The sequence below is a fragment of the Paenibacillus sp. CB74 genome, assembly GCF_055687625.1.
Map to the genome: position 1 here is coordinate 4,841,775 of NZ_CM146009.1, position 17,128 is coordinate 4,858,902.

Annotated in this window: 18 protein-coding genes and 1 riboswitch; of the genes, 7 read left to right on the top strand and 11 right to left on the bottom strand. The window is 47.0% G+C overall.

The window, feature by feature from the left end:
* Nucleotides 1-39: 39 nt before the first annotated feature.
* The 5 genes from ACX9NY_RS21305 to ACX9NY_RS21325 form a co-directional block, all read right to left on the bottom strand.
* Nucleotides 40-369: a DUF952 domain-containing protein gene (locus tag ACX9NY_RS21305; protein ID WP_339258533.1), complete on the bottom strand. Its 330-nt coding sequence runs from the start codon at nt 367-369 to the stop codon at nt 40-42.
* Nucleotides 370-420: 51 nt separating this feature from the next.
* Nucleotides 421-978 carry a GNAT family N-acetyltransferase gene (locus tag ACX9NY_RS21310; RefSeq protein WP_339258532.1) on the bottom strand — a complete coding sequence of 186 codons (558 nt, stop codon included), beginning with the start codon at nt 976-978 and terminating at the stop codon, nt 421-423.
* 28 nt (nt 979-1,006) lie between these two features.
* Entirely contained in the window at nt 1,007-1,414 is a 408-nt protein-coding gene (locus tag ACX9NY_RS21315) for a ribosomal maturation YjgA family protein (protein ID WP_339239252.1), read from the bottom strand.
* Between the two features lie 4 nt (nt 1,415-1,418).
* A complete protein-coding gene (locus ACX9NY_RS21320; RefSeq protein WP_472474933.1) occupies nt 1,419-1,970 on the bottom strand; it encodes a GrpB family protein in 552 nt (183 codons plus the stop codon).
* Nucleotides 1,971-2,351: 381 nt separating this feature from the next.
* Nucleotides 2,352-3,458, bottom strand: a complete 1,107-nt coding sequence (locus ACX9NY_RS21325; RefSeq protein WP_472474935.1) for an Ig-like domain-containing protein — start codon at nt 3,456-3,458, stop codon at nt 2,352-2,354.
* A 180-nt stretch (nt 3,459-3,638) separates the two neighbouring features.
* Here ACX9NY_RS21325 and ACX9NY_RS21330 point away from each other — a divergent pair, with 180 nt between their 5' ends.
* Nucleotides 3,639-3,842, top strand: a complete 204-nt coding sequence (locus tag ACX9NY_RS21330) for a hypothetical protein (protein ID WP_339239248.1) — start codon at nt 3,639-3,641, stop codon at nt 3,840-3,842.
* Between the two features lie 225 nt (nt 3,843-4,067).
* Here the strand turns inward: ACX9NY_RS21330 and serS are convergent, their stop codons facing one another.
* On the bottom strand, nt 4,068-5,366 hold the full coding sequence (gene serS, locus ACX9NY_RS21335) for a serine--tRNA ligase (RefSeq protein WP_472474937.1): 1,299 nt from the start codon (nt 5,364-5,366) through the stop codon (nt 4,068-4,070).
* A 388-nt stretch (nt 5,367-5,754) separates the two neighbouring features.
* On the opposite strand from serS, the gene ACX9NY_RS21340 reads away from it, so the two are divergent.
* Nucleotides 5,755-6,990, top strand: coding sequence for an MFS transporter (locus tag ACX9NY_RS21340; RefSeq protein ID WP_339258523.1), 1,236 nt, complete (start codon nt 5,755-5,757; stop codon nt 6,988-6,990).
* A gap of 360 nt (nt 6,991-7,350) precedes the next feature.
* On the opposite strand, the gene ACX9NY_RS21345 is transcribed toward ACX9NY_RS21340, so the two are convergent.
* Both ACX9NY_RS21345 and ACX9NY_RS21350 read right to left on the bottom strand, forming a co-directional pair.
* Nucleotides 7,351-7,785 carry a DUF2798 domain-containing protein gene (locus tag ACX9NY_RS21345; RefSeq protein ID WP_472474939.1) on the bottom strand — a complete coding sequence of 145 codons (435 nt, stop codon included), beginning with the start codon at nt 7,783-7,785 and terminating at the stop codon, nt 7,351-7,353.
* A 209-nt stretch (nt 7,786-7,994) separates the two neighbouring features.
* On the bottom strand, nt 7,995-9,395 hold the full coding sequence (locus tag ACX9NY_RS21350) for a phospholipase D-like domain-containing protein (RefSeq protein ID WP_339239243.1): 1,401 nt from the start codon (nt 9,393-9,395) through the stop codon (nt 7,995-7,997).
* A gap of 244 nt (nt 9,396-9,639) precedes the next feature.
* A riboswitch (TPP riboswitch) is annotated at nt 9,640-9,752 on the top strand.
* A gap of 220 nt (nt 9,753-9,972) precedes the next feature.
* On the opposite strand from ACX9NY_RS21350, the gene ACX9NY_RS21355 reads away from it, so the two are divergent.
* The 5 genes from ACX9NY_RS21355 (at nt 9,973) to ACX9NY_RS21375 (ending at nt 14,146) form a co-directional block, all read left to right on the top strand.
* Nucleotides 9,973-11,013: an ABC transporter substrate-binding protein gene (locus ACX9NY_RS21355; protein ID WP_472474941.1), complete on the top strand. Its 1,041-nt coding sequence runs from the start codon at nt 9,973-9,975 to the stop codon at nt 11,011-11,013.
* 224 nt (nt 11,014-11,237) lie between these two features.
* Entirely contained in the window at nt 11,238-11,528 is a 291-nt protein-coding gene (locus ACX9NY_RS21360) for an MTH1187 family thiamine-binding protein (RefSeq protein WP_105601532.1), read from the top strand.
* The gene (locus tag ACX9NY_RS21365) at nt 11,528-12,286 is read left to right on the top strand and encodes an ABC transporter permease (protein ID WP_472474944.1); all 759 of its coding nucleotides are present in this window, start codon (nt 11,528-11,530) and stop codon (nt 12,284-12,286) included. The genes ACX9NY_RS21360 and ACX9NY_RS21365 overlap by 1 nt, the downstream gene beginning before the upstream one ends.
* A 39-nt stretch (nt 12,287-12,325) precedes the next feature.
* Nucleotides 12,326-13,234, top strand: a complete 909-nt coding sequence (locus tag ACX9NY_RS21370; RefSeq protein ID WP_339239239.1) for an ABC transporter ATP-binding protein — start codon at nt 12,326-12,328, stop codon at nt 13,232-13,234.
* Between the two features lie 105 nt (nt 13,235-13,339).
* Nucleotides 13,340-14,146 (top strand): TatD family hydrolase, encoded by an 807-nt coding sequence (locus ACX9NY_RS21375; protein WP_472474946.1) that lies wholly within the window; start codon nt 13,340-13,342, stop codon nt 14,144-14,146.
* Nucleotides 14,147-14,278: 132 nt separating this feature from the next.
* On the opposite strand, the gene nfsA is transcribed toward ACX9NY_RS21375, so the two are convergent.
* The 3 genes from nfsA to ACX9NY_RS21390 all read right to left on the bottom strand — a co-directional run bounded on the left by nfsA (nt 14,279) and on the right by ACX9NY_RS21390 (nt 16,928).
* A complete protein-coding gene (gene nfsA / locus ACX9NY_RS21380) occupies nt 14,279-15,022 on the bottom strand; it encodes an oxygen-insensitive NADPH nitroreductase (RefSeq protein ID WP_339239237.1) in 744 nt (247 codons plus the stop codon).
* Nucleotides 15,015-15,614, bottom strand: coding sequence for a TetR family transcriptional regulator (locus ACX9NY_RS21385; RefSeq protein WP_091018425.1), 600 nt, complete (start codon nt 15,612-15,614; stop codon nt 15,015-15,017). The genes nfsA and ACX9NY_RS21385 overlap by 8 nt, the downstream gene beginning before the upstream one ends.
* A 156-nt stretch (nt 15,615-15,770) precedes the next feature.
* The gene (locus tag ACX9NY_RS21390; RefSeq protein ID WP_472474949.1) at nt 15,771-16,928 is read right to left on the bottom strand and encodes a YhgE/Pip domain-containing protein; all 1,158 of its coding nucleotides are present in this window, start codon (nt 16,926-16,928) and stop codon (nt 15,771-15,773) included.
* Nucleotides 16,929-17,128 lie beyond the last annotated feature (200 nt).

A 17,128-nucleotide genomic window follows, 5' to 3' on the forward strand; every position in this document is an offset into this window, starting at 1 on the left:
ATCGCCCTGATCACGTTCAGCCCGATACGTCACTTGCCTTTATTCAGGAAATGAGAATGTACCATCAGCATTCGGTTCAAATGGAATGACTTTACGTACTGCATCCAAATTAAGTTCTCCATAAATATGTGGAAATAGTTCATTCAATTCGTATAGATCTTCATACACCAGTTCCGGCTTTAACGCCTTCTCATCAATACTAAGCAATAACAGATCCGTACGACCTGCATAATATTGCCCGGCTACCCATGGAATCTGTTCCTTGGTGGAACAATGAATGAATCCGTCTGTCTCCAGGCTGTCTGGTGCATACTCACTGCCCTTGGACACTTCCTCCCATAATGAACGGGAAATAATACTGTAGATCATGGTTCCGCCTCCTTCATTTTCTGGTATGTACCCTATGTGTCGTTGGAAATATTATAGATCATCCCGGATACGGGAGTACATTTTTTGATCTGTAAAGATACCTTTGATCTTCAACTGTTTACGCAGCAAACCTTCATACGACATGCCCAGCTTTTCCATGACACGTGCTGAGCCTATGTTGCCTGCATTACATTTCCCTTCCAGCCGGTTGCAGTCCAGTTCCTGAAAACAATAATCCACGATGGGTTGCATCGCTTCTACAGCGAGCCCCTTGCCCCATTGACTGCTGGCTATCGCGTATCCCAATTCAGCACTTTGCATGTCTTCGTTGAGATGAAAAATGCCACCTCTCCCGATTAACGTCCCTGTTTCCTTCAGGACAAAAGCCCAGATATGGACCGTTTTCCGTTCATAATTATCCAGTACCCGCTGAATATATTGCATTGAATCTTCAACCGTCTCATGGCAATTCCACAAGCTTTGCTGACTCACCCTTGGATCAGAGGCAAACGCATAATATTCGTCGAGATCATCCATCGTAAGACGTCTCAGTCTTAAGCGCTGTGTTTCGAATTCGGGTGATTCGGCAAAAAGTTTTTCTACATTCATTCAGCATACCTCCATGATTCACTTGAGTTCAGGTTCCACCCATCTTATTTCTCAGGAAATAACGATCGATCATAACCATGCATAGAATACCGACCATATATCGAATCAGATCGATCACCAGAAAACCATGTCCCAAAATAAGTGCACCCCATACGGTTGAACGTATTTCAATCAGCCAAGGCGTCTGAATCAACTGTGAGAACTCAATCATCCAGCTGAATGCACAGCTCAAACACATCGCCCATACCAAACTGCGACGAGGCCACACCATGCGTACTCCGAAATAAATCATACCCGCCCAACATGCATCCCCGAAATGTTCGTACACCCAACCCGGCAATCGTTCACCATAGTGTCTGGATGCGAGTCCTGCCGCCATGGTCATCATGACTGCGAAGAAATAGATCAGCCTGTCTCTGATAAGTACGATTTTCAATCAATCACACGCCTTCATCAAGCACTTGTAAAATAAATTGCGTTTTGGCCGCGGTATACGATTCCCTATCTTCCTTGTTCTCATCAGCAAGCTTCGTCTTCAGGACGGCGTAAGCTTCCACCAGATCTGGGCGTTTTCTGAGCACATCCCGAAACCGAATTTGACGATCCCAGCGTTCTTCTCCCGGGCGCATCAGATGAAGGTGTACAGCTCTCTTTCCATCCTTAACCCTGACCCAGAATCGTCTGTACTCCCGTCCATCCAGTTCAGGTGGAACGTAGTTCCAGCCCAACGGATTCAGCTGATCCGCAATCAGATCCATGTCGTCCCATGACTGTACCTCTGCCATCAGATCAATAATGGGTTTGGCGGGTAACCCTGGTATGGACGTGCTTCCGATATGTTCGAATTGATGGATATTAGATTGCTCTAAAAGGCGTTTCAGTTGCCGGATTTCGTCCTGAGCCTGCATGTCCCAATTCGGATTGGGCGGAGCGATCTCTACCGACTCTGTCGCCCAGGCCGGCCAGTTTTCCGGTTGCATTGGATCTGTCATTCAGGTATCTCCTCTTCCACATGACATCTTAAATGGTAACCTTCTCTGTATTTTTCATAGGTGCGTTGCTTCATGCATTCAATCGTAGTACTCCGTTGAAATGTAAGTATGGAACTTAGTGATAGAAGAAGATATTTCAGGTATGCCAGATCACTAGAGTTAGGGTCCGAGCTGATAATCGAAGCTTTCATATTCATCCCACCCATTCCCGTTATATTGTTGTTAAAACAGAAGGCATTCCAGATCCCTATTTCTATATATCCAAAAAGGAGCGTATGTCTACGCCCCTAATTGTCTGATACCCTTGATCATATAATGCTATTTAACGTGATGATGTACTGAATTTTTGGATTGATGCAAAGTGCTTCATTATATATAAATTTATTTTACCGTAACAGGGATGGTCACTTTTTTGTTGCCCCACTTAGCCGTTATGGATGTTTTGCCTTTGCCTACAGCTACAATCTTGCCATTCGTTACTGTCGCTACGCTCGGCTTTGTGCTACTCCACACCGCACTGTCAGTCACAACAGTGGTTTTACCCGTATCATACTGGGCCATCACACTCAGCGTTGTACTTCCCTGTGGGGATAAAACCAGTTTTTTCTGACCTGTAATCAGCTTTTTGAGCAAAGGTACAACGGTAACCTCTGCCTTTATTGTCTGATTTTGATAAGTTCCTGTCAAGGTAGCTTTTCCTTCGGTCAGCGTTTTGACTGCTCCATTTTTCACGATAGCTACATTTGTATTGGAAGAGGTCCATATCACTTGTTTTGAAAGGTTGATCGTCTTGCCGTTTGCATAGGTGCCAATCACCTTCAACGCTTTGGACTTCTTGATGTTCAGCTGCATGGATGCAGGTGTAACCTCAACTTTGGTAATTTCGTCCGTCACAGCAACGGGCACTTTCACAATCGTTGTTCCGTATTTGCCTTGAAGCAATACTCTGCCTGGCGTAACGCCTTTGATTTTACCGTTTTCCAGCACAGCCGCGCTACTTGATACCGACCATACAATCTCAGACGTCACATCCTCTACCTTTCCGTTCGCACGGGTAATACTTACTTTCGGGAGGGTGTTTTCACTGCCTTTAACAAAATTATAGGAGTTTGGTGAAGCTTTGATGCTTTTAATCTTCTCCTGAACTTGCACAACCAACTGGGCCTTAACCCCGTCTACTTCTGCAAAAATGGTTGCTTCGCCTGCGGCCACAGCCTTGACTTTGCCTTTTACCATCGTTGCAACTGCTGCATTACTGGTGGACCAAGTCACGCCTTCGGTAACATCCTGCTTATTATCAAAACCTTCTACTGTGGCCATCACCTGAAGTGTAGCTGTTTCGGATACACTCATCTTCTGCGGACTGTTATTGGTTATTTCAATCGATGTCACATCACCTGTAGCCGCCAAGGCCAACGAAGGGACAAGTATTGTTAATGCCATAATTAGAGCAAGCGTGCCTCGAAGCGCCAGTTTGATTCTACTCATTTCTATCTCCATCTCCCATAATCCAATATTTTACTTCTATTATATTATATCGGATATGATTGGCATAAAGTTGAATAACGCAAGTGGGAGTCTTGGAACAATTCATGATTTTCATTGTATAATATGGGAAGGTCGCGTAATACTGTTTTAATAAACCTAAAAGATGGGGGTGGGATACGTATGATCGAAAAGAATTTGCTTGATATGGTTTCACCTAAAAATAATCGTAAACGTATGAAAGCTATCGTCACTTCGACATCCACCATGATTCGTCCTGAAGACGAAATGGTTCTATTGATGAAAACAGCCCGCAATCGTTTCAAAAAGGCCCTTGAATCTGGACAAATTGAAATCATTAACGAGCGTGAATGGAAGCTGCGTTAACATTTAAGAAATAATTTCATTTACTTACATATAACGAAGAAATTTGTGATCAAGAAAGTAAGCTATACCTTAGGTCCGAGCACTAACCAAATCTGTTAAATTTGGCACAAATATTTAGGGGATTGATTGATTCAATAGCGTTACCGTTTAAAAGGGGATGTTCCACATGTAACTTGACGTGTGGAACATCCCCTCTTCTAGTGCCTAAAGCGTCACATAACCTCTCTACTTCACTTCATCCTGCTCTGGCAAAATCAAGCTCTCCACGCCTCCCACATAGGGCCGTAGGGCTACCGGAATGCGAATGCTTCCATCCTCTTGCTGATGATTCTCAAGCAACGGAATCAGGATACGCGGCGATGCCACCGCCGTATTATTCAGCGTGTGACAATAGGCCAAATTACCCTCGGCATCCAGGCAACGAATATTCGAACGGCGAGCCTGAAAATCATGCAGATTCGACGACGAATGGGTTTCCCCATATGCACCACGGCTCGGCATCCAGGTCTCGATGTCATACTGTTTGTACGTTTTCTGCGACATATCTCCGGTGCACACGGCGACAACACGATACGGCAGTTCAAGTAATTGCAGCAATTCCTCAGCGTGTCCCGTAATCTCTTGCAGCATGCGCTCCGATTCTTCCGCATCAGGGGCACAGAGAATGACCTGCTCGACTTTGGCAAACTGATGCACACGGTACAATCCGCGTACATCACGTCCGCCGGAGCCAACCTCACTACGGAAACACGTCGATACCGCGGCCAGCTTCACCGGCTCCTTCACATCGACAATCTCATCCGCATAATACGAGACAAGCGGCACTTCAGAAGTCCCCACCAGCCACTTGTTCTCCCCTTCGAGTTCGTAGACCTGATCCCGACCCGTTGGGAAGAATCCGGTGTTCACCAGCGCATCCTCCCTGACCATCAGCGGAACCTCCATTGGTGTAAAGCCGTGCTTCAGCAACAGATCCAGCGCCAGTTGCTGTACTGCCCGATGTAATAACAGGCCAGCGCCTTTCAATACATAGCTTCGCGTACCACCAATCTTAACGCCACGGGGAATATCGATCAGATCATGCAACTCCCCAAGTTCCACGTGATCTTTGGTGGTATACTCGAACGTTGGAACCTCTCCCACACGTCGCAATTCCACATTATCCTCATCCGACGTGCCTTTCGGGGTATCCGGGGATACAATATTGGGGACCAGCCATTGCAGCTTCGTTACTTCCTCTTGCACAGGGGCAAGCTTCGCTTCCACGTGTTCCAACTGTTCATTGATCTGTTTCACCTGCGCCCGCAAACCATCGGCCTCTTCCCGATTCCCGGCTTGCATGAGTCTGCCGATGTCTGCGGATAACGTATTGCGTAATCTGCGCCCTTCTTCCGATTCCTGCAAAAGTGCTCTGCGTTCCTCATCCCGCTCCAGCAATGTGCGAATGTTAATCTTGATTTTTTTCCCGTCTGCTGCCGCCTGAACCTCTTCTGCGTGTGCCCGAATCCACTTCATTTCCAACATGGTCACCGTCTCCTTTGGCTGTAAAAATACAAAGAGCGCCCTCATCCCTTGGGACGAGGAGCGCTCTGCTCGCGGTGCCACCCAACTTGCTGAATCAGGATATCCTGCTTCCAGCCTCTTGGTCCGCGATAACGGGCGGTTCCGGTTAACTTGGGGAAATATCGCTCCCCTGGCGAAAACACCTCCGAGTTGGATGCTCATCAACGGCATGGTCCGATCTGTAATTGTTGTGTCTCAGTATATACGAACGATAGACCAGATTGCAACCTTTTGTATCGAGCAGGAATTCATGGCACAACGTAACCTGTCCTGTTATGATAGACTTTGTCTTCATGGTTGCGCTTTATTGTGATCCTCAATTTATGTATATATGTAGAAGGAGTTCTTTATGAAAAAATTACTTTGGATCGGGTGTCTCTCCTATTTCCTCATTGGACTTGCCCACGTTGTGCTTGGTTCCATTCTGCCCGTTGCACTGGAACATTACGGCAAAGATTATAGCCAGGGCGGGACATTGATCTTCGCTCAATTTGCCGGATTCCTGGGCGGTGTATTGTTATCTCCGTGGCTGAACCGACGCTTTGGTAAAAGGGGAGGCCTGTTAATCGCGACAGCATTGCTCTGTATCGCAGAATTATCCTACATGCTGTTGCCGCCATGGGGCTGGATGTACGTCATCGCACCCGCTGCCGGTTTCGGATTCGGAATGGTTGAAGCTGTCATTGGCACCATTATCATCGCTGCAATCAAAGACAATACGGCTGTTGCCATGAGCCGACTGGAAGTGTTATTCGGGATCGGAGCGATGGTCATGCCGCTCATGGCCAGCGGTCTGATTGCTGCCGGATACTGGCGTTTATCCTTTCTCGTTGTTGCGATCTGTGCAGCGCTGACCTTTGCTTTCTGGGCGAAAGGATCATTCGGTGAGCTGGACAAGGTTCTGGAGCGACGAAAGCCAGCCGATGCTTCGAGACACACTCACACTGCCGGTGCATCAGGTGAACCGCATTCCGCAGATACCCCTATACACGGTCCAACCTATCGTGGACGCAACCTGACTCTTCTGGTACTGTTCGTCCTGTTCTTCTTCCTTTATGTTGGCACTGAGATGAGCCTTGCAAACTTCATGCCAGCGATCCTGATTGAGAAAATGAACATGAAGGAAGCCGGAGCAGCGCTTAGTGTCACCTGCTTCTGGATTGCCATGTCTGTAGGACGACTCTTCGCGGGATATATCGCAGAGAAATTCCAGTACCGCGTCTATGTGCTGTACAGTTGTCTTGCATCTGTGCTTTTGTTAATGGTGTTTCCATTTACAGACCAAATTTGGTCTGCGTTTCTCATCATCTTGCTGCTCGGACTTGCCATGTCAGGCATTTTCTCGATTGCCCTAGTCTTCGCCAGTAAACTGCTGCCTGGAACCGAAGAATCCACACCCAGCATTTTGATTGCCTCAGGTGGGGTTGGCGGTGCCATTTTGCCTTTGACCACGGGATGGAGTCTTGATCATCTGGAGGTTAATCAATCCGCATGGATGCTTGCTATCTTTGCAGTTGGCCTGCTTGTCATTAGCGTAATCACGTATCAGTGGCAGAACAAACATGTGGTCGATCCAGCAACTTAACAGCTATGGGTGATACAGTCCAGAGCCATAGAATCAGAATTACCTATTAAAGAAATCGAAATGTCTACTGTCATGACTTGACGGTAGACATTTTTGGTAGCGTTACTCTGTTTTTTACGAACCCAGCACACGCTATTCCGCTCCATTTCTGTATGTTCGAAATCTAACGAACCTTAGAGAAGTTATTGTAGATAATTAGCTTCAAATCAAGGTCTTGTTGCATTTTTTTGGCATATTAACGCCGCTAAGATTCGTTAGATTTTTCATTCCCCAAGAACCGACTTAATAAAGTGTTCTCGATTCGTTACGATCTATTCATTTGCACAAGATTGCCCAGGAAATACTTTAAGGCCATCGGAATTACACACTTTTGTTAACAGTAGGCATTATATGCCCGTTGCTCTTGATGAATTTACCGAATACATATCGTACGAGCGGCCCTAGAATGATCAACTGATATGGAAGTGCCAGACTGAAATTACGAGCGATTGTATGCAGGTACGTACCAAGTACGGATACCCCATTTAATTGGTCCGCAAGATACGCTGAAATCATTCCGTACAAAGACATGATCAGAACCATGCCAATCACCATAAAAAATGACATGACCAGCCCACCAAGGATCTTGTTGGACTTGTCAAAAGGTAAGGAAAATGCAATTTTTCTCGCTACAGGGCCAACAATGAAGGACTCCACCAGAAAAGCGATGACAAAACACAATAGGAATTGAAACAGGATCTCAAGCGGGGACAACTTGCCAAGTATCCCAGTGTGCCACAAATTGAAAGTCATCATCACCAGGACCATTCCTGTACACATCATTAAGCCGAAAATAATTTGTTCCTTCTTGCTCGTTGGCAATTCTCTCATCCTCTCTGTTTACCTTCGTAATTATAGAGATGATGACCCCCACCACATAAGTGAACATTCCGTGAACAAATCTGATTTTCAAGTTTTTGATAAACCGGAGAAAAAGTTAAGCTCAAGAGAATACGATTTTTTTTCTACAACATAAATTTCCAGAGAAAAGACAGTTTGGATAACGCTGTGATTGCTATTCGTTTGAAAATAGAGCCTTTCTGATTCGTAGATTCTGCTGGATGTTCATCTTTAACCGCAAGTGTACTATGTGCACGTTTGATATCCATAGCCTCTGTTAGTTCGTTGGCGAATGCAGAACCGTAAATGACCACAGCGGATTCGGTATTTAGGAAGGCAGATCTGGGATCAAGATTATACGAACCAACCATGCTGAGGTAATCATCCATGACAAATGATTTGCCGTGTATGGAATAAGGGCCTTCGTATTCATATACGGCCAGACTGGTATCAAGCAACCGTTCCTTAGAGCTTAAGTATCCCGCGAAAGCCAAAGGGTTAGGGGTCTGCTGGATTGAATTCGTCAGCATGACCCATTCTGCTTTTGGATTCATCGACAGATGTACGGCTTTCTCCATTTTCTTGGTAGGAATGGCATATGGCGTCTGAAGGTACACTTTCGACTTTGCTTGATTGGCGAAATGAACAAATGTCCTCCACATGATGGGGTCTTTATACAGCCTTTTAATTGGATTGTGAATGAAAGCAACGTGGTCGGAATGAAGCGCTCCTCGAACCCATTCCTTGGGCAACACTTTCACAAAAGGATCACTCTGAGCCTGGGCTTTTTGATATAAATCAGCCAGCTGAGCCAGCTCTTTTAACCCTTTTGCATGATGCTGACGTTTTGCATGTTTTTCTGGTTTGGTGAATGGATGGTTCCATAACTGATCTAGATATTGTTTCATTTCAACAACCGTGCTGTTCGTATTATCGTTTGCATTGTAAACAAGGACATCCCGATCAAAAACATAGTCTTTTGGGGGTTGCAATGCCATATATTTATCACCAATATTTTGGCCGCCAATGATTCCATATGTGTTGTCGACAAGAAGGATCTTGTCATGCAGACGATTATGCCATGTCCATGGCATAAATAGGTGGAGTGGTTCATAATATCTTAATTCGACATTGGGATGAGCTGCAATGGCATCTGGAATATCACGCAATTCTCCGCGCATGCTGTGAAAAATCCCGTCTAAAATGATTCGAACTTGAACACCCCGATCAGCCGCATCGAATAAAGCAGCAAAAAAAAGCTGAGATGTTTTTCCTTTTTGAATGGAGTAATAGGCCAGGTCGATGCTTGTTTTTGCCTCTCGAATGGTCTGGATTCTCACCTGACCCGATTGAAAGCCGTCCTCCAGGAGCATTACGCGATCTGTTGTACTTCCTCTTGTTAACGATTTTTGCATATCCGTATTTTCAATAGCAGATGGAGACGGAACCAAAAATAAAAGGTAGGCTGTGAAGAAAACGTAGGCACTATAACACAGAATCATTGCGATTATGGTTTTAAGGATCATTCAGTACTCCCCCATTTTTATGTAAAAGTATTTATTGGTATAGCAGTACTATCTCCTTTTGTACCTAAATTATGTTGTTTAAATGAATCAAGCTGCTCGGCTCAAGGCCAAACGATCAAAAACTAATCACCGAAGCGGCTTAGAAGCAAATAGACGATGACCGGAAATCCGTTCCCATCCAGTTCCTGACTGGACACGACTGGGCCTCTGGCCTATAATTACACCTAGTAATGCCCGTAACTTCATAGTTTCCCAGGGGAGTCGGAATTGGCCGGCTGAGAGTGTATCCCACCAAGATACTAACCCTTAGACCTGATCTGGATCATGCCAGCGTAGGAATCGGAGTATATCGAAATGGCACAGCCCTATGGCTGAACGCCACCTCTCTAACGCCTGCACGCGTCCCGGATTACGGGGCGCTTTTTTTAATGTTCTTTTATATAGCCAGAGAGCTAAAAAAAGTGACGTTATCCGGATCATAGCTGGTATAAATCTGCCGATTTATGCAAGAAGCTTGGATATGAAGCCAAGGAGTACCCGTGCCACTGGCCGGACATACCGAAGGAGAGAATCACAGATGAAATGGCGTAAAACAATGGGACTGTTGCTCTTATGTGTACTACTGGTGACTGTGGCCGCATGTGGCGGTAAAGAAGCTGCCCCGGCTGAACAGAACGGCAGCACGAATACGGAGAGCAGCAATGAAGGTGACAACGCAGCCCTCAAGGATGTTAAAGTGGTGCTCGACTGGACACCAAATACGAATCATACCGGCTTGTATGCGGCCGTAGATCAAGGTTTTTATAAGGCCGAAGGCTTGAATGTGGAGATTGTTCAGCCAGGTGCCGGCGGCGCCGATACGATGGTTGCTTCCAATGAAGTGCCATTTGGCGTAAGTTATCAGGAAAGTGTAACGCAAGCCCGTACACAAGGGGTTCCACTCGTCTCCATCGCAGCAGTTATTCAGCATAATACATCCGGGTTCGCTGCTCCGGCAGATCGGAATATTAAATCACCGAAAGATTTTGAAGGCAAAACTTATGGCGGCTGGGGTTCCCCAGTGGAAGAAGCCGTGATGCAATCCATTATGGAAGGCGAAGGCGCCGACGTATCCAAAGTGAAAAACATTAACATGGGTGATGCCGACTTTTTCACCGCTGTAAAACGGGATATTGATTTCGCATGGATTTTCTACGCCTGGACGGGGATTGAAGCTGAACTGCGCGGGGAACCGATCGACATGTTATATGTGAAAGATTATTCAGATGCACTGGATTATTACACACCTGTCCTCGTAACGAACGAGCAGACGATTCAGAACGACCCTGAGCTGGTGAAAGCATTCCTGAAGGCAACTTCCGAAGGGTATCAATACGCAATTGATCATCCCGAAGACGCAGCGAATATTCTGATCAAGGCCGTACCGGATCTGGACAAGGAATTGGTACTGGCAAGCCAGAAATGGCTGAGTCCGAAGTACACGGATGACGCCCCGCGCTGGGGAGAACAGAAACAGGAAGTGTGGCAGAACTACACCGACTGGATGTTTAGCAAAAAACTGCTGGATGAACAGGTCGACGTGAGCAAGGCATACACAAACGAGTTTTTACCCCAATAAAATATCTCATATAAAACGAACTTAATATTTACACGAGGACGGAGAGGACAGAAATAACGTGAAAAAGCGAAGCGGTCGCCTTTATCACCGGATTTTCCCTTTAGAGAAAGGGAATCAAAAAAATCTGGGGATAACAGCGATTGGAAGGTTATTCTGTCATCGAAGTGGCAAGTGTAACCGTCATTAGTTCATTTTATATATCACGAAAGGAGCCGTGATCTCTCATGGCAAGCACATTACTTAGCATTCAGGTTATTCCAAAAACGCCAAATGGCGAGAACTCTTATCCTTATGTAGATCGCGCCATTGAAGTTATTCAGCAATCCGGCCTGAAATATCAGGTGAACCCGCTCGACACCACGATGGAGGGGGAACTGGAGGAACTGCTGGAGGTTGTCCGCAAAATGCACGAAGTACTCGTCGAGGCTGGCAGCCCAAGCATCATCTCCCAGATCAAAATCGCCCATAGCCCTACTGGCTTCAGCATGGATACCCTGACGGAGAAGTACCGCTAATGAATGCCTATTTCAAAAGTGTATGGCCGCCCTTCGTGGCGGTTATTCTCTTTATAGCGTTATGGCAGGGAGCTGTATCCCTGTTCCACATCGAGAAATGGATGCTGCCCGCACCGTCCGATATCGCCCGCGAAGCGGCATCCCAAGCGGAGCGACTGGGCATGCATGCCTCCGCAACCATTCAGTTAACGCTGATCGGATTCGCCGCTGGAACAGCGGTTGGATTATTGATTGCAATGGTGCTGCATTTGGTTCCTTTTCTCAAGTCAGCCCTGTATCCTTTACTTATTCTTAGTCAAAATATACCGACCATCGCGCTCGCACCGCTCCTGTTAATCTGGTTCGGATTCGGGCTGTTGCCCAAGCTGATTACCATCATATTAGTCTGCTTTTTCCCCGTTGCGGTGGCGGCCATGGACGGCTTGACCCGTACAGATGCAGCGATGATGAACTATATGCGCATGGCTGGTGCCAAACGTCGTCATATCTTCTGGAAGCTGGAGCTTCCCCATGCACTACCATCAGTATTCTCCGGTATCAAAATCGCCGCTACCTATAGCGTGATGGGCGCCATCATTGCCGAATGGATTGGTGCAGACAAGGGTATTGGTTATTATATGATGCTGCAAAAATCAGCTTATCGCACAGATCGCTTATTCGTGGCAATCATGATTATTGTTGCGCTCAGCTTGCTGCTCTTCCTGCTCATCGCGCTGCTGGAGAAGCTGCTCGTGCGCTGGCGGCCACAGAAGCGATAACAAAGCATGTAAGTCTATATATTAGGAAGTGATCAGCATATGAATCAGCAACAGGACGAACACGTCCAGCCTGAACGGGGAGCACGCACATTGGAACCAAAGCACGGTGAAAAAATTTACTCGACTAATTCCGGGCTACCGACATATACGACTGCTGCTTCGGTTCCACCTGCACTGGACGTCGTGGATGTTCATGCATCATTTCGTGAACGACGGAGCAGGCTACCGGTGTTGAACGGCCTGTCCCTGACTGTGAAGCAAGGTGAGTTTGTCGCTATCGTTGGGCCATCCGGCTGTGGCAAAAGCACCCTGTTCCATATCATCGGTGGTCTGCTGAAGCCACAGGAAGGGCAAGTGCTCATGAACGGTCACGATGTTACGGGCCAACGTGGCAAAATCAGTTATATGCCACAACAGCCTGCCCTTTTCCCTTGGCGTACCATTGAAGACAATGTACTGCTTGCTGGTGAAGTAGCTATGGATACTCCTCCCCGGGCTGAAGCACTTGCGGAGGCTCGAAAATGGTTAAGTAGCGTGGGTCTTGCCGGATTCGAGCAGGCATACCCGCATATGCTGTCGGGCGGTATGCAGCAACGCGCTGCATTCCTGCGCGCCCTGCTTAGTCCGCAGGAGTTGATGCTGCTGGACGAACCCTTCAGCGCGCTGGATGCACTCACACGTAGCGACATGCAGCGCTGGCTGCTCGATATCTGGGAACAGAACCGTCGTTCGGTGCTGTTCATCACCCATAATATCGAAGAAGCATTGCTGCTTGCGGATCGGGTCTATGTATTATCCAACCGGCCTGCAACGGTGTTGCATGAGGTACATGTTCCTTTTGATCGCCCTAGACGAGAAGAAATTACGGAGGAATCCGCCTTTCTGGAGCGTAAACGGCAGATTGCACAGTGGATGAGAGAAGAACAGCAGAAAGCCCGCCTATCTTGATAGCGCGGGTTTTAAAGTTATTATTTTCCTTTAATGGGTGATCCACCACAAGAAATTCTGCGTAACATAGATAAAATATATAGGAACACAAGGAGGAATTCCCTCGTGCATTCTCAAGCTTTTGCTCCATTGATCGATGCTCATATTCATTTGGATCAGTATACCCCTGACGAACAACGTGAGATGTTGCTATCATTTTCGTCTCAGCAGGTCGAAGCGGTCATTGCGGTATCCATGAATCTGGCTTCTGCCCACGCCAATCTGGAGCTTGCTAATCAATATCCACGCACTATATATCCGGCCTTCGGTTTCCATCCGGAACAGGAACTGCCATCCACCGCAGAGATGGACCTGTTCTTCCAATGGATTGAGCAGCATATGGGACAAGCCACAGCTATCGGAGAAGTCGGCCTTCCCTATTACAATCGACTGGAGGCTGAGCAAGCAGGAAAGCGCTTCGATCAAAGCGGGTATATCGAGCTGCTTGAACGTTTCATCCAACTCGCGAAAAAGCACAACAAACCGCTTGTCCTTCATGCTGTATACGAAGATGCGGATATCGTCTGTGATCTGCTGGAGCAAAATCATTTCCGACGTGCTCATTTCCACTGGTTCAAAGGGTCCCGTGAAACGGTAAAACGCATGGCAGACAACGGTTATTTCATCTCTTTCACGCCGGATATTCGTTATGAAGATGAGATTCGTGAACTCGCCCGGCAATATCCAGCAGAACAAGTCATGGCCGAGACCGACGGCCCTTGGCCCTTCGAAGGGCCGTTTCAGGGACGAATGACACACCCTGCAATGACCAGACAAGTCATTCAAGCATGGAGTGAGATCACCGGCATGGGAACCGACCGGGCCGCCCGTCTCTTTTATCAGAATACAAAGCGTTTCTATGGCTTAACTTGATTACAATCTGGTAGAAGCAAGCGCACTCGCTTGCCCTGCCAGCACAACACAAAGAAGCCAGTCGACTTTTCCCCGACTGACTTCTAATTTACATAGATATAAGTTGAACAAAATTTTTACCTTCCGTTCAACTTAACGCTTCAAAAATCCCTTGCCTTCCAGGAACGGTCTCACCTGCAACCGTGCCGGCTCAGTCAGGCGCTTCGCCATCAGTTCGGACCATGGGGTCGTTCGTTCTCCATTGGTCCGTTCTTTCATGTACGCAGTTGTAGTCTCATCATACTGCTCAACACCTTGAAGGCTCTGCTCGGCATTATAGCGATTATGATGCAGAACGGCTTTCAATGGCAGACGTGGACGAATTCCTGTTTCCTGATCTGCAACACCAATACACATGCCGTACACCGGATATACCCCTTCCGGCAATCCCAACAGCTCAGCGACTTCTTCAATCCGAGTACGAAGCCCGCCGATATATACAATTCCGAAGCCAAGAGATTCGGCTGCAAGAGCGGCATTCTGGGAAGCCAGAGCAGCATCAATCGTGGCTACCATGAAATTCTCGGTCGAATCGGCATACGATTCCTTCTCAGGAAGATGACGTTTCGCAGCATCACTCAGCCGATATAGGTCAGCACACCACACGAGAAACACGGGACATTCATTGACGTAGGCCTGATTGCCTGCCAATTCAGCCAGCTTGGCTTTTTGCTCCGATTCAGTCACGGCAATCACGGTGTAAGCTTGTACACTGCTTGAAGAAGAAGCCATCTGCCCTGCCGATACAATGGCTGCAAGCTGCTCATCACTTACCGGGTCTGGCTTAAATTTTCGTACAGAGCGGTGTTTCATCATCAACTCAATGGTTTCATTCATGGCGATTCACTCCCAATCCTCGAAGTACGAACTCAATGGTCTGCTCCGCGAGCTCGTCTGTATTCATATGTTGATAATCAAAGCCAAATCGTGAATTCTTGGCCCGTTTGTGTGCCAAAGCCACACCCATAACCTGAAGCATTGCATAAGATACGGACTCGATTTGGAACAATCCCTGGTCCTTTCCTTCTTGCAGCAGTTCCCTCACGCGTGTCCAGACGGGGTCCAGAAAACGAAATACGGTAGCTGTGCGATGTGTACGCAGTGTAATTTCAAGCTGCACAATATCGCTCATCTCTCGATCTGTCATCGTGAACTTCACAACTTCACCAATAATTCGTCGGATACCTTCCACAGGCGAGGACATGGACTCTTCCGCCAACGAGTTCATCATATGATCGGGGAAGAAATGTTCAAATAATGCCTCGAACACCTTTTCTTTGCCGCCAAAATGGTATGACACCAGCGACACATTCGCACCTGCCTCATCACAGATTTGACGAACACTCGTCCCGTCATACCCCTGCTGTGCAAAAAGCTTCTTGGCTGCAAGCAATATCCTCGTTTTGATATCCAACTCCGGTTCCGTCATTCCGTCCCGCTCCCTCTTGTCCGTTCATCTCATTCGCTCTAGCTCAAGGACTGCAGCCAGCGAATCATCTGTCTATTATATTACACCAAGCACCCCGATGAAAATCATCGGGGTGCTTGTCCTATCTTATGAAGCAATTACAATGCTTCTGCTATATTAGTTCGCGCGAGCCGGGCTTGGTGCACCAGCTGGCATGCGTTGTTTTTTCAACAACGTCACGACCAGGGACAGAGCAACAGCAACCAACAGTACAATGACGATAGATCCTGCAGCAGACTGAACTCCTGGGCCTCCCAATTGCACGCTCAGAATACCCTGAACGGCGTATGTTGCAGGCAGGTACTGTCCAATGCCGCTATAGAAGCTGTTCAGCAATTCACGCGGTACCATAGCACCGGAAGATACCAGTTGCAAGGACAGTGAGATGATGTTGAACAGACTTCCTGCCGGTCCGAAGCAGATCAGGAAGAACTGGGAGAAGAACATGAACGTACACAGGAAGAGTGCCTGGAACAACCAGAACGCAACGAATCCTTGTGCAATCTGTCCGCCCAATGCAACGATCAGCGATGATCCCAGCAAGGAAACGACCAATGCAGAACCCACGTTAATGACAACTCTCGCGCCAAACAAAGTCAAGCGGGAATAGGTAGATGACAGCATACCCATGGCTGTCTGCAGGTTCATCCCCATAATCATGGCACCTACATAGGAAGCCAGTACCATCATCATCGGCACCATCTGATTATTCATCCCGTTAACCGGGTTGATGGACGTTGTTGCCCCTTCCACTCGGGTAGCCAGGTTCGCAGCAGCTTCAGCAGCCTGATCGGCAGGCGCACCTGAAGCAGTTAACACCGTCTGAACGCCTTGTGCTGTAGCTTGTTTGTTAATCGTGTTTGTCACACTTTGCGATACACCTTGCATCATGCTTTTAATCGTAACCGGGTTCGCTTCATTTATGGTGTATTTAATCTCGGCGGTTGAGCCAGCCGTCTGAAGCAGTTCGTTGAACCCAGCCGGAATATCCAGCACCATGTGTACTTTGTGATGATTCAACTGATCCAACGCTTCAGCTGCACTCAGATTGGATACGGTATGGAAAGGCAGTGTTCCTGCGAGCGAATCCGCAATTCCTTTGGACATTTCACCATCCTCGTTCACAATCGCAACCGTTAATTCTTTCGTACGGTCATTTACTCCAGAATATGCGGTCATCCAGATCACGCTAAAGATCACTTGGAACATAAGTGCTGTTACGATCCCTATAATCACTGGCGGTTTTTTAAACAATGTACGTAAAGCCTGTAACATAAAAGGTGTCCTCCATTACTCAAAATAGTTCTAATTTGATTTAAACAGTTGTTTGAATCAAACGATCGTTTAAATTTTATGTGAATATGACCATATTGTCAACTCATTTTTGAAATATTCAGAAAATATAAGATTTATTCATGAATGTAATTAATTCATTTTCACAAAATAGCATAATACCAACTTTTCTCCATAGAAAA

What these genes read in the sequence shown, in the direction of transcription:
- ACX9NY_RS21330 (WP_339239248.1), top strand. Translation starts at nt 3,639, where the DNA reads ATGATCGAAAAGAATTTGCTTGATATGGTTTCACCTAAAAATAATCGT.
- ACX9NY_RS21390 (WP_472474949.1), bottom strand. Translation starts at nt 16,928, where the DNA reads ATGTTACAGGCTTTACGTACATTGTTTAAAAAACCGCCAGTGATTATA.
- serS (WP_472474937.1), bottom strand. Translation starts at nt 5,366, where the DNA reads ATGTTGGAAATGAAGTGGATTCGGGCACACGCAGAAGAGGTTCAGGCG.
- ACX9NY_RS21350 (WP_339239243.1), bottom strand. Translation starts at nt 9,395, where the DNA reads ATGATCCTTAAAACCATAATCGCAATGATTCTGTGTTATAGTGCCTAC.
- ACX9NY_RS21360 (WP_105601532.1), top strand. Translation starts at nt 11,238, where the DNA reads ATGGCAAGCACATTACTTAGCATTCAGGTTATTCCAAAAACGCCAAAT.
- ACX9NY_RS21370 (WP_339239239.1), top strand. Translation starts at nt 12,326, where the DNA reads ATGAATCAGCAACAGGACGAACACGTCCAGCCTGAACGGGGAGCACGC.
- ACX9NY_RS21365 (WP_472474944.1), top strand. Translation starts at nt 11,528, where the DNA reads ATGAATGCCTATTTCAAAAGTGTATGGCCGCCCTTCGTGGCGGTTATT.
- ACX9NY_RS21310 (WP_339258532.1), bottom strand. Translation starts at nt 978, where the DNA reads ATGAATGTAGAAAAACTTTTTGCCGAATCACCCGAATTCGAAACACAG.
- nfsA (WP_339239237.1), bottom strand. Translation starts at nt 15,022, where the DNA reads ATGAATGAAACCATTGAGTTGATGATGAAACACCGCTCTGTACGAAAA.
- ACX9NY_RS21305 (WP_339258533.1), bottom strand. Translation starts at nt 369, where the DNA reads ATGATCTACAGTATTATTTCCCGTTCATTATGGGAGGAAGTGTCCAAG.
- ACX9NY_RS21340 (WP_339258523.1), top strand. Translation starts at nt 5,755, where the DNA reads ATGAAAAAATTACTTTGGATCGGGTGTCTCTCCTATTTCCTCATTGGA.
- ACX9NY_RS21355 (WP_472474941.1), top strand. Translation starts at nt 9,973, where the DNA reads ATGAAATGGCGTAAAACAATGGGACTGTTGCTCTTATGTGTACTACTG.
- ACX9NY_RS21345 (WP_472474939.1), bottom strand. Translation starts at nt 7,785, where the DNA reads ATGATGACTTTCAATTTGTGGCACACTGGGATACTTGGCAAGTTGTCC.
- ACX9NY_RS21385 (WP_091018425.1), bottom strand. Translation starts at nt 15,614, where the DNA reads ATGACGGAACCGGAGTTGGATATCAAAACGAGGATATTGCTTGCAGCC.
- ACX9NY_RS21320 (WP_472474933.1), bottom strand. Translation starts at nt 1,970, where the DNA reads ATGACAGATCCAATGCAACCGGAAAACTGGCCGGCCTGGGCGACAGAG.
- ACX9NY_RS21325 (WP_472474935.1), bottom strand. Translation starts at nt 3,458, where the DNA reads ATGAGTAGAATCAAACTGGCGCTTCGAGGCACGCTTGCTCTAATTATG.